Raw genomic sequence first — 11,062 nt, 5'->3', positions numbered from 1 at the left:
CCGTTCTTATTTTAGATGACTATAAGAAACGGATTAGGATTTTAAGCCCAATACGTCCTGCATATCAAACAGCCCTTTGCGCTGCGCGGCCCACACGGCGGCGCGGACGGCGCCTGAGGCGAAGGTCATGCGGCTGCTGGCTTTGTGGGTGATTTCCACGCGTTCGCCGTCGGTGGCAAACAAGGCGGTGTGGTCGCCGACGATGTCGCCCGCGCGCACGGTGGCAAAGCCGATGGTGGAAGGATCGCGCGGGCCGGTGTGGCCTTCGCGGCCGTACACGGCGCATTGCTTCAAATCGCGGCCGAGTGCGCCGGCAATCACTTCGCCCATACGCAGAGCCGTACCGCTCGGGGCATCGACTTTGTGGCGGTGGTGGCCTTCGATGATTTCGATGTCGTAGCCTTCGTTGAGCACGCGGGCGACGGTGTCCAGAATATGGAAGGTCAGGTTGACGCCAACGCTGAAGTTGGCGGCAAATACCACGCCGATTTTTTCGCCGGCGGCTTGAATGGCGGCTTTGCCCGCGTCATCGAAGCCGGTGGTGCCGACGACGATATTCACGCCGCGTTCCACGCATTTTTGCAGGTGTTTCAGGGTCGGCTCGGGACGGGTGAAGTCGATTAATACGTCGCTTTGCGCCAAGACCGCATCCACGTCGTCGCTGATGGCGATGCCGGTTTTCAAACCCAGCGAGAAGCCCGCATCCAAGCCCAGCGCTTCCGAGCCGGAATGCTCGATGGCGCCGCTCAATACGGTATCGGGATGTTGGTTGACGGCTTCAATCAATACGCGGCCCATGCGGCCGTTGGCGCCGGCGATGGCAACTCTTAATGCTGTCATATCGTGTCTTTCAGATGGGGCGGGGCAGGCCCGCGGATTGGCAGGCGGGCGGAATGGAGCCGCCCGGGCGCATTATTCGGCTGCTTTGCTTTCGCGGGAAAACAGGCGGTTCCACAGGGAAGGCTGATTGCCCGAATCGGCGGATGCGGAGCCGAGGGGGTTGTCGTTGCCGTTTTGCAGGGCGGTGATGGATTTCTGAATGGCATCGCCTTCGGCTTTCACCAGCGCGTCGTTTTCAAAATAGACGGTCAGGTTGCTCCGATCTTTCAGAATGCCGTTGCGGCTGGTGTTGAATGTGTAATCCCAGCGGTTGGCGTGGAAAGCGTCGCGCAGCAGCGGCGTACCCAGCAGCAGCTGCACTTGGTCGCGGCTCATGCCGGGGCGCAGGGACACCACGGCGCGCGGGTCGAGCTCGTTGCCCTGAATAACTTTCAGCTTGTACGAGGGAAACAGCGACACGCGCTCGGCGGTACAGGCGGATAAACCCAACAGGGCGGCAAGGGCGAAGCATAAGGTTTTGTTCACAGGCGTACCTTTCTTTATTCGTATCGGCAGGAAAAATCATATCACCGCTTGAATATATTTCAAAAGCAAACGATAATCATCTTCATAATTTATGACCCGGTTTCACGCAATAATGACGCGGGGTTTTATTGAGCCGCGCTATCGGTTTATAGTGTGCAAGCGGACTAAAAGTGCGTATTATAACGGTTATTAGACCACAGGGGTATTGAATACTATGGAAAATAATTTCAACAACATTGCCCAGCTGAAAGACAGCGGCCTGAAAGTGACCGGCCCGCGTTTGAAAATTCTGGATTTGTTTGAAACCCATTCCGAAGAGCATCTGAGTGCGGAAGATGTGTACCGTATTTTGCTGGACGAAGGTATCGAAATCGGTGTGGCCACCATTTACCGCGTGCTGACGCAGTTTGAGCAGGCCGGTATTTTGCAGCGCCACCATTTTGAAACCGGCAAGGCCGTGTACGAGCTGGACAAGGGCGACCACCACGACCACATCGTCTGCGTGAAATGCGGCATGGTCACGGAGTTTCACAACCCGGAAATCGAAGCGTTGCAAGATAAAATCGCCGAAGAAAACGGCTACCGTATCGTCGATCATGCGCTGTATATGTACGGCGTGTGCGCCGACTGCCAGGCAAAAGCCAAACGCTGATTGCAGCGGCAGGCAGGATTTTCAGACGGCTGCGGGCTTTCCGGGCCGTCTGAATTTTATGGGCGGGGTGTCCATTTAAACTGAAACGGCTGTAGGGAATTCCCAAAAGATGAAATCCTTCTTGCCGCCGTCATTCCCGCGCAGGCGGGAATCCACTTTTGAATATAAGTGGTTTGTTTTTTTAAAATAGGCTTCTTAACTCATAGGTGGATTCCCGCCTGCGCGGGAATGACGGCGACAAAGATTTTTGTTTGGGAGTTTTAGGCGTAAGGGACATTTTGGGTGCTATTTTCCGATATATTTTGCCTGTATAACGATAAGGATAACCGGCAAGCATCCCCCAGTTCCGCCGTCTTTTCCACAAAAAAGCCGTCTGAAAAAGCAAACGCGCGCAGCGTGGCTTTTTCAGACGGCTTTTTTACGGCAAACGGTTTAAGCCAATGGCGCGAGCAGCTTGTCGAAGGCTTCTTCAAACTGTTTCAGACCGTCTTCCTGCAGGCGCACGGCCAGCGCTTCGAGGTCGATGCCCAGCTGCGCCACTTCCGCCAAAACCGCTTGCGCCGCTTCGGTGTTCTCGGTCAGCGTGGCTTTGGCTGTGCCGTGGTCGATAAAGGCTTTCAGCGTGGCATCGGGTACGGTGTTGACGGTATGCTCGCCAATCAGGCTGTCCACATACAGGGTGTCGGGATAGGCCGGGTTTTTCACACCGGTGGACGCCCACAGAAGCTGCACGCGGTTGGCGCCTTTTTCGGCCAAGGCGGCAAATTCGGCATCACCGAAATACTGCGCCCAATCCTGATAGGCGGCTTTGGCCAGAGCGATGGCGGTTTTGCCTTGCAGATGCTCGGGCAGGGTGGTGTCGAGCGCGCCGTCCACGCGGGAGATGAAGAAGCTGGCAACGACTTGGATATGCGCCAGCGGCAGGCCGGCTTCGGCGCGGGCGGCGATACCGCGGCGGTAGGCGGCGTAGGCTTTCAGGGTTTGGGCGCGGGAGAACAGCAGGGTCAGGTTGACGGACAGGCCGTCTGCCACCAGTTGTTCCAACGCTTCGATACCGGCATCGGTGGCGGGCACTTTAATCATGGCGTTTTTACGGCCGATGGCGGTGTGCAGACGCTTGGCTTCGACAACCGTACCGGCGGCATCTTTGGCCAGCTCGGGCGAAACTTCCAGGCTGACGAAGCCGGTGCGGCCGCCGGAGGCTTCGTGTTCGGCCAGGCAGACATCGCAGGCAGCCTGCACATCGGCCACGGCCATGGTTTCGTAACGCGCTTTCGGGCTTAAATTCTGCTGCTTCAGCGCGGCGATTTCATCGGCATACAGGGCATCGCCGGCAAAGGCTTTTTGGAAGATGGCAGGGTTGGAGGTTACGCCGCACACGCCCTGCTTCAACATTTCGGCCAGCTCGCCGCTGCGTACCAGCGAGCGGGAGAGGTTGTCCAGCCAGATTTGTTGGCCTAATGCTTTAACGTCCGATAAAATAGTCATCTCTGTATCCTTTTGGTTGAGTGTTGAGCAGGGTTATATAGTCGTTGCGCCGGTTTGAAACAAGGCGCATCAAACCGACGGAAGGGTTATACTAACCCGAATTATCCTGCTTGAACAGCATAACGAATATTTAGGAAAACGATAATGAGCCATACGGAACCGTATCTGCCGTGGGCGCGCGAAGTGCTGCACACCGAAGCGGAAGCCCTGCAGGAAATCGCCCGCAATCTCGACGGCAGCTTTGTACGCGCCGCCGAAACCCTGCTGCATTGCCGCGGCCGCGTGGTGGTATTGGGCATGGGCAAATCCGGGCATATCGGCCGCAAAATCGCCGCCACCATGGCATCCACCGGCACGCCCGCGTTTTTCGTCCACCCCGCCGAAGCCGCGCACGGCGATTTGGGCATGATAGTGGACAACGATGCCGTGATTGCCATTTCCAATTCGGGCGAAAGCGACGAAATCTTAGCGATTATTCCCGCGCTCAAACGCAAAAACATCACCTTAATCTGCATCACCGCCCGCCCCGATTCCACCATGGCGCGGCACGCCGACATCCACATCACGGCGGCTGTGTCCCAAGAAGCCTGCCCGCTCGGCCTCGCGCCGACCTCCAGTACCACCGCCGTGATGGCTTTGGGCGATGCGCTGGCGGTGGTGTTGCTGCAGGCGCGGCGTTTTACCCCCGACGACTTCGCCCTCAGCCACCCCGCAGGCAGCCTGGGCAAACGCCTGCTGCTGCGCGTGGCCGACATCATGCACGACGGCGACGCGCTGCCCGCAGTCGTGTGCGGCACGCTGCTGAAAGACGCCATCGTACGCATGAGTGAAAAAGGCCTGGGCATGCTGGCCGTAACCGACGCCGAAGGCCGTCTGAAAGGCGTATTGACCGACGGCGACCTGCGCCGCCTGTTCCAACAGCGCGACCATTTCGCCGGCCTGACCGTGGACGACATCATGCACACCGAGCCGAAAACCATCACTGCCGACAAGCTGGCAACCGAAGCCTTGAAACATATGCAGGCCAGCCATGTCAACGGCCTGCTGGTGACCGATGAACACGGCCTGCTGATCGGCGCGCTGAATATGCACGATTTGCTGATGGCGCGGATTGTGTAACGCCGCGCGGGCAGCGGCGTATGTTTATCAGTTGAGAGAACGGTATGAACAAAAGCCGTCTGAAAAACACAGGTTTTTCAGACGGCTTTTTTATGCGGATATCAGGAACAGTTTGGGGATAACCGTATTCATCAGATTGGTCATGCGTATTTCATAAGCATAGGCATCTCCGTTGCTGTATGACCTATAGGTGCAATACGGAAGCTGATTGTTTACAATCCACTTCAATAGAGCGGGTCTGGCGGTAAAGGAGTAAAACATCAGAGAAACCAGTTCTTCATCGGTTAAGTACTTGCGAGCGTATTCGTTTTCTCCTGTGTTAATGGATTTATCTATATATTCAGTCAGCATTGCTCCCGTTAAACGACAGACAATGTTATCTTTGTTTCTTAATAGAAGATATTGTCTTGCAGAGTCAATGGAAATGAAGCTTTGGTTTTCGGGAGGGTAAAAGAAAACCCTGGAATATCTGGGTGTCAGTTGCTTGCCAAGGTTGGTTACAGCATGAGGATCAATGCGGATATGGGTGATAGAGTCGTCCTCATTCATATAGCGGTATGCTTTAAATATCAGTCGGCCGGGGTCTTGGTAGTCAGAGCAGAGTTTCTTGATATAGTCATGTAAAGCCATCGTCTATGCTCCTGCTTGGTTAAGTATGCGCCTCGCTTAGTGAGTTGATTGCGCTTTTTGCATGAGAAAGTCGGCGATATGTTTGCTGATAGGAAGGCCGGTAGCCAGCTCTATCCACATAAAGCGGCCGAACGGGTTGATGTCCAGCAGCCATTCTTGGCCGTTTTGATCTACGCAGAAATCCAAGCAGGCATAATCCAATTGGAAATATTGCATGGCTTTGAGGATTTTGTTTTTCAGCGACTGCGGCAATTCATAAATTTCATGAACGGTATGGGGTAAATCGTAAGCCCGCCAATCTACATTTCCATATAAGGATTTGCTGGCATCGATTTTGCAGGTTAAAACAGTATCGCCGATGATGATGGCTCTGAAGTCGAATTGTTTGTCTACGGCTTTTTGCAGGAAAACCGGACATTCTCCTTTACCTTCGAAATCGGCAAAGTCTTCTTTCTTGACTTTTTTAACCAAGAGCATGGTTTGCTGGTTTTGATATTCCAAGTAGATTTGGTGCATGGTCTTCAGCACCACATCTTTGCCGTCGTCAAAGAAAGCTAAAATATCCGCACGGGTATTGCTGATTAAACTTTCAGGCGCAGGAATACCTGCCTGCTGCGCCGCACGGAAAAAAGAAATCTTATTTTGAGCGGGCAGGGCATTGTAAATATGCCGGTTGGTCACAAAGCAGGATTGGCTCAGGTGGGCATAATAGCCGTGCAGTGCCTCACGCCACGTCGTGTGCCAAAACTCCTGAACTTGCGAGTGGTTAAATCCCTGCTTGCTGTAAAGAGGTGACAGGAAAAAGACGGCTTGGATATTCGGAGCAACAGCTTCGGCAGCGTGTTGTTGCAAAACAAACGAAGCGTCGCCGCTTCGATAGGTAAACGACGTATTCAGAAGCGCTTCTTTTTCCGTAGATAAGATGTGTGCAGAAAATCCGGCTTGCCGGATATGCGCCTGAATAGCGGTAAGATGCGGATCATCGCCCGCGCCGACCAATAAAATCATGCTTCTTCTTCCTCTTGGTTGAAATGGTTGAACCATATTCGGGTACAAATTTCGATTTCGTCTAACAACCGTCGCATTTCTTCATAGTACTCTTGAGATTCGTATGCCTCGTCATCCTCCCATAAGCTGCGGTCATCTAGCGATAGGTTTGTAAATTCGTTACTCAAGCTTAATAGGCCGTAGAAATCATCATGTACGGAATAAACGATACCTTCATGGCTTCCGAGTTCGATAACTGCTTGGATGACATCTCCAATGGTTTTAAAGGTATCTGTTTTGAATCCGCATTCTTCCAGTGCATTTAAAGCTGCGGATATGTGATCGAACATGTTTATTACCTCCCTTGAGGGTGGTTTCAAGAAAATCAGACGGGAATTCCCGTCTGAAGAAAAAGCGACCTACTCGATTGATATATCATCCACTTTATTTCTGACACAGGATGTTCCTGTTGAGAAAAAAATGATAGAGTTGAGTGGGAGCTCCATCCGAAAAGTGAAATTACTCGTTTGTATAATCATCAGTTTGCTTTTTACCGCTGAATGTTGCGGTTTGTAAATGCAGCTGATTCATGTTGTTTTGGGGGCTCCAAGACCATGCCTGTTCGAAATCGATTTCAGGATTGTTTTGCAAGAAGCGCAAGCTGTAAGATTTTTCGTTGTTATCCACGGTATTTCCTTTTATTGAAAAAAATTGATAGGGGCGGATGTGCATCCATCAGAAAAAGTGAGATTACTCGGTTTCATAATCATCAGCTTGGTTTTTACCGCTGAATGATGCGGTTTTGATATGCAGCTGATTCATGTTGTTTTGAGGTTTCCAAGACCATGCCTGTTCGAAATCAATTTCGGGGTTGTTTTGCAAGAAACGCAAGCTGTAAGATTTTTCGTTACTGTCCATAATAAGTCCTTAAAACAAATAAAAAAATGGATTGTGTTTGTATTTTTCTGTTTTTTCAGGAAAAATTTAACTTTGAGAAAATAAAAAGGAAAAATACACGGTAATTCTCTCTCTCTCTCTCTCTTGTCAAGCATTTTTTGTACAAAAATTAAACAAAAAAAGCCGTCTGAAAACGAACGTTGTGCCCGTTTTCAGACGGCTTGTTACTGCTCGGCTGATGAGTTTAATCAGTCTTGCAGTTTCGCCAATTGCGCCTGCACTTTGGCCATTTTGTCTGCCAATTCCGCCAATTCGGCGCGGTCTTTTTCCACCAGGTGCGCGGGGGCTTTGTCGGTGTAGCCGGGTTTGGAGAGTTTGGCGTTGAGCTTGTCCAGAGCTTTTTGCAGTTTTTCCGCTTCTTTGCCCAAGCGGGCGGTTTCGGCAGCTTTGTCGATTTCTACTTTCAACATCAGCCTTGCGCCGTTGCACACGGCGACGGGGGCGTCTTCGTTTTCGGGCAGCTTGCCGACGATGTTGGCTTCGGTGAGGCGGGTCATGGACGGCAGGTATTTGAGCAGGCCGGCCAGATCCGCGCTGCCTTCGACAAACAGCGGGGCTTTTACGTTCGGCGCGATGCCCATTTCGCCGCGCAGGTTGCGCACGGCGCCGATTAAGTCTTGCAGCGCGGCCATTTGGTCGAAGGCCGTCTGAACGATTTTTTCGTTATCGGCAACCGGCCAGGCGGCGAGCATGATGCTGTCGGTGGTTTTGGCGTTGGCCAGCGGCGCGACGGTCTGCCACAGCTCTTCGGTGATATAAGGCATAATCGGGTGCAGCAGGCGCAGGATGACTTCGAGCACGCGCACGAGGGTGCGGCGGGTGGTGCGCTGTGTGGTCGGGCAGCCGGTTTGCATTTGCACTTTGGCCAGCTCGATATACCAGTCGCAGAAGTCGTTCCACACGAATTCGTACAGGGTTTGCGCGGCGAGGTCGAAGCGGTAGGTGTCGAAGGCTTCGGTAACGGCGGCTTCGGTTTGCTGCAGGCGGCCGATAATCCATTGGTCGACGAAGGTGTAGGCCAGCGGCTGGGTTTCGTCTTGGCCGCAGTCTTTGTCTTCCACGTTCATCAGCACGAAGTTGGTGGCGTTCCACAATTTGTTGCAGAAATTGCGGTAGCCTTCGGCGCGTTTGAAGTCGAAGTTGATGCTGCGGCCGAGGCTGGCGTAGCTGGCCATGGTGAAGCGCAGCGCGTCGGCGCCGAATACGGGAATGCCTTCGGGGAAGAGTTTTTTGGTGGCTTCCACCACTTGCGGGGCTTTTTCGGGGCGGCGCAGGCCGGTGGTGCGTTTCACCAGCAGGCTTTCGAGGTCGATGCCGTCAATCAAATCCACGGGATCGATGACGTTGCCCTCGGATTTGGACATTTTTTTGCCTTCGTGGTCGCGCACCATGCCGTGGATGTACACGTCTTTAAACGGTACTTTGCCGGTGAAGTGGGTGGTCATCATAATCATGCGGGCGACCCAGAAGAAGATGATTTCGTAGCCGGTGACCAGTACATTGCTCGGCAGGAAGGCTTTGAGCTCGTCGGTTTCAGACGGCCAGCCCAAGGTGGAAAACGGTACGAGGGCGGAGGAGAACCAGGTGTCGAGTACGTCTTCGTCGCGGGTCAGGCCGCTTTTGCCCGCCAGTTTTTCGGCTTCGGCTTGGTTGCGGGCAACATAGACATGGCCTTGCTCGTCATACCAAGCGGGAATTTGGTGTCCCCACCACAGTTGGCGCGAGATGCACCAGTCTTGGATGTTGTTCATCCATTGGTTGTAGGTGTTGACCCAATTTTCGGGGATAAAGCGCACTGCGCCGCTATCGACGGCGTGTTTGGCTTTTTGCGCCAAGCTCATGCCTTTGAATTCGCTCTCCGGCTCGCCGCCGTCGGGCTTCGCGCTCATGGCGACGAACCATTGGCTGGTGAGCATGGGCTCGATGACGGAGCCGGTGCGGTCGCCTTTCGGGGTCATCAGTGTGTGCGGTTTGACTTCCGCCAGCAGGCCTTGCGCTTCCAAATCGGCCACCATTTGCTTGCGGGCGGCAAAGCGGTCTAAGCCCGCATAATCGATAGGCAGCGCGAAACCTTGTTGTGCTTCGCCTTTGAAGTTGAACACTTCGGCCTCGGCCAAGACTTTGGCTTCGAGGTCGAATACGTTAATCAGGCGGGTGTCGTGGCGTTTGCCGACTTCGTAGTCGTTGAAGTCGTGTGCGGGGGTGATTTTCACGCAGCCGGTGCCGAAATCTTTTTCCACATATTCGTCGGCAATCACGGGGATGGTGCGGCCGGTCAGCGGCAGCGTCAATTCTTTGCCGATTAAGTGGCGGTAACGCTCGTCTTCAGGGTTCACCGCTACGGCTACGTCGCCCAGCAGGGTTTCGGGGCGGGTGGTGGCGACAATCACAGCTTCCTCGGGATTGTCGGCCAGCGGGTAGCGGATATGCCACATCGAGCCTTGTTCTTCCACGCTTTCCACTTCCAAATCGGAAACGGCGGTGCCGAGCACGGGATCCCAGTTTACCAAACGCTTGCCGCGATAAATCAGCCCCTGCTCAAACAGGCGCACGAAGACTTCGGTGACGATTCCGGCGCGGGTGTCGTCCATGGTGAAATATTCGCGCGTCCAGTCGGCGGAGCAGCCCACGCGGCGCATTTGTTCGGTAATCGTGCCGCCGGAGATGTTTTTCCACTCCCACACTTTTTCCAAGAATTTTTCGCGTCCCAAATCGTGACGGGACACACCTTGCCCGCCCAGCTGGCGTTCCACCACAATCTGCGTGGCGATGCCGGCGTGGTCGGTGCCCGGAATCCATGCCGTGTTGCGTCCCTGCATGCGGTAGTAGCGGGTGAGGCCGTCCATAATCGTTTGGTTGAAGGCGTGGCCCATGTGCAGCGTGCCGGTCACGTTCGGCGGCGGCAGCTGGATGGAGAAGGATGCTTTGTCCAAGTCCATGTGCGGTTGGAAATAGCCTTTGCTTTCCCAGTTTTGATAATGCTTGTTTTCGATTTCGGCGGGATTGTATTTGTTTAGCATGATGTTTGACAGGTCGATAAGGTAATTGAAAAGTTTGTCGGCATTATAACGCAAAAAGGCCGTCTGAAACGCGGATAAAGTGGTTTCAAACAGCCAGTGATGCGCGGCTCGGCAGTGGATGCGGCCGGATTATTTTTTCTCGGCTTTGGCTTCTTTTTTCAGGGAAGCGTATAAATCGGGGTGGCGCTCTTTCAGCAGGGCGGCAACGGCCAAGTCGTCGCGGTTGACGGTAGCCAGGTCGATTTGCTCGACGTGCACCAAGCGCAGCAGCTCGCGCACGGGCTTGGGCATATTGCGGCCGGACTCATAGCGGGAGCCGCCGGATTGGGTCACGCCGACGCGGCTCCAGAATTCTATTTGATTTAACCCCAGCTTCTTGCGGATGTCGCGGATATTTTCGACTTTTTCAAACGATTTCATGGTATTCCTTCTAATGGTAAAGCTGTTTTGTGCGGCCGGATGTGTGGCGCCAACGGAAGCGCGTATGCTTATTTATAGCCTTTTTCTTAGAGTATAGGACAAATGTCTGCCGCGCGCCCTATACTAATCGGATTAGAAGGGTGTATATTCATTATGAATTTTCGTGTAATTTCATTATTTTCAATGATTTATGTGTATATATGATGGCTTGGTAGTCTTACTTTTACATAAGCAAACAATTTTTAATAATTGATGAATGAAAAAATTGCGGTGCAAAAGCGGTTTTTTCAGACGGCCTGATGCTTTTGGGGGAAAAGTTTCGATATGTCAAAGGGATAAGTGCGGGCGGATAAAGTCGGGCTTTTGTAGGGCGGCGTTGTTGTTTTGCGGGCGGGCGAAGAGGGCCGTCTGAAAATCAAGCTGT

12 protein-coding genes are annotated in these 11,062 nt (G+C 53.3%); 2 read left to right on the top strand and 10 right to left on the bottom strand.

Features of this window, described 5'->3' with window-relative positions; translation table 11 throughout:
- Positions 1 to 33: 33 nt before the first annotated feature.
- Both dapB and BDE01S_RS04565 read right to left on the bottom strand, forming a co-directional pair.
- Entirely contained in the window at positions 34 to 840 is an 807-nt protein-coding gene (dapB, locus tag BDE01S_RS04570; protein WP_066077917.1) for a 4-hydroxy-tetrahydrodipicolinate reductase, read from the bottom strand.
- Between the two features lie 72 nt (positions 841 to 912).
- Positions 913 to 1,365, bottom strand: coding sequence for an outer membrane protein assembly factor BamE (locus tag BDE01S_RS04565; protein ID WP_245934305.1), 453 nt, complete (start codon positions 1,363 to 1,365; stop codon positions 913 to 915).
- Positions 1,366 to 1,579: 214 nt separating this feature from the next.
- On the opposite strand from BDE01S_RS04565, the gene fur reads away from it, so the two are divergent.
- Positions 1,580 to 2,017: a ferric iron uptake transcriptional regulator gene (fur, locus tag BDE01S_RS04560; protein WP_066077914.1), complete on the top strand. Its 438-nt coding sequence runs from the start codon at positions 1,580 to 1,582 to the stop codon at positions 2,015 to 2,017.
- A 432-nt stretch (positions 2,018 to 2,449) separates the two neighbouring features.
- Here the strand turns inward: fur and tal are convergent, their stop codons facing one another.
- Positions 2,450 to 3,505, bottom strand: a complete 1,056-nt coding sequence (gene tal / locus BDE01S_RS04555; protein ID WP_066077913.1) for a transaldolase — start codon at positions 3,503 to 3,505, stop codon at positions 2,450 to 2,452.
- A gap of 144 nt (positions 3,506 to 3,649) precedes the next feature.
- Here tal and BDE01S_RS04550 point away from each other — a divergent pair, with 144 nt between their 5' ends.
- Positions 3,650 to 4,624 (top strand): KpsF/GutQ family sugar-phosphate isomerase, encoded by a 975-nt coding sequence (locus tag BDE01S_RS04550; RefSeq protein WP_066077911.1) that lies wholly within the window; start codon positions 3,650 to 3,652, stop codon positions 4,622 to 4,624.
- A 90-nt stretch (positions 4,625 to 4,714) separates the two neighbouring features.
- Here BDE01S_RS04550 and BDE01S_RS04545 read toward each other — a convergent pair whose 3' ends face one another.
- From BDE01S_RS04545 to BDE01S_RS04520, 7 genes are all read right to left on the bottom strand, one after another.
- The gene (locus BDE01S_RS04545; RefSeq protein ID WP_066077908.1) at positions 4,715 to 5,254 is read right to left on the bottom strand and encodes a hypothetical protein; all 540 of its coding nucleotides are present in this window, start codon (positions 5,252 to 5,254) and stop codon (positions 4,715 to 4,717) included.
- 36 nt (positions 5,255 to 5,290) lie between these two features.
- Positions 5,291 to 6,262: an ATP-grasp domain-containing protein gene (locus tag BDE01S_RS04540; RefSeq protein WP_066077905.1), complete on the bottom strand. Its 972-nt coding sequence runs from the start codon at positions 6,260 to 6,262 to the stop codon at positions 5,291 to 5,293.
- Positions 6,259 to 6,591, bottom strand: a complete 333-nt coding sequence (locus BDE01S_RS04535; RefSeq protein ID WP_066077903.1) for a hypothetical protein — start codon at positions 6,589 to 6,591, stop codon at positions 6,259 to 6,261. The genes BDE01S_RS04540 and BDE01S_RS04535 overlap by 4 nt, the downstream gene beginning before the upstream one ends.
- Positions 6,592 to 6,760: 169 nt before the next feature.
- Positions 6,761 to 6,928 (bottom strand): hypothetical protein, encoded by a 168-nt coding sequence (locus BDE01S_RS04530; RefSeq protein ID WP_156472598.1) that lies wholly within the window; start codon positions 6,926 to 6,928, stop codon positions 6,761 to 6,763.
- 63 nt (positions 6,929 to 6,991) lie between these two features.
- A complete protein-coding gene (locus BDE01S_RS11275; RefSeq protein WP_156472597.1) occupies positions 6,992 to 7,159 on the bottom strand; it encodes a hypothetical protein in 168 nt (55 codons plus the stop codon).
- A 227-nt stretch (positions 7,160 to 7,386) separates the two neighbouring features.
- Positions 7,387 to 10,218 carry a valine--tRNA ligase gene (locus BDE01S_RS04525; protein WP_066077919.1) on the bottom strand — a complete coding sequence of 944 codons (2,832 nt, stop codon included), beginning with the start codon at positions 10,216 to 10,218 and terminating at the stop codon, positions 7,387 to 7,389.
- A 129-nt stretch (positions 10,219 to 10,347) separates the two neighbouring features.
- Positions 10,348 to 10,638: a helix-turn-helix domain-containing protein gene (locus BDE01S_RS04520; RefSeq protein ID WP_066077899.1), complete on the bottom strand. Its 291-nt coding sequence runs from the start codon at positions 10,636 to 10,638 to the stop codon at positions 10,348 to 10,350.
- Positions 10,639 to 11,062: the final 424 nt, after the last annotated feature.

Source organism: Bergeriella denitrificans NBRC 102155, from assembly GCF_001592185.1.
Lineage (GTDB): Bacteria > Pseudomonadota > Gammaproteobacteria > Burkholderiales > Neisseriaceae > Neisseria > Neisseria denitrificans.
The sequence above is the reverse complement of the archived record's forward strand: the minus strand, read 5'-3'. Positions and strand labels throughout refer to the sequence as shown.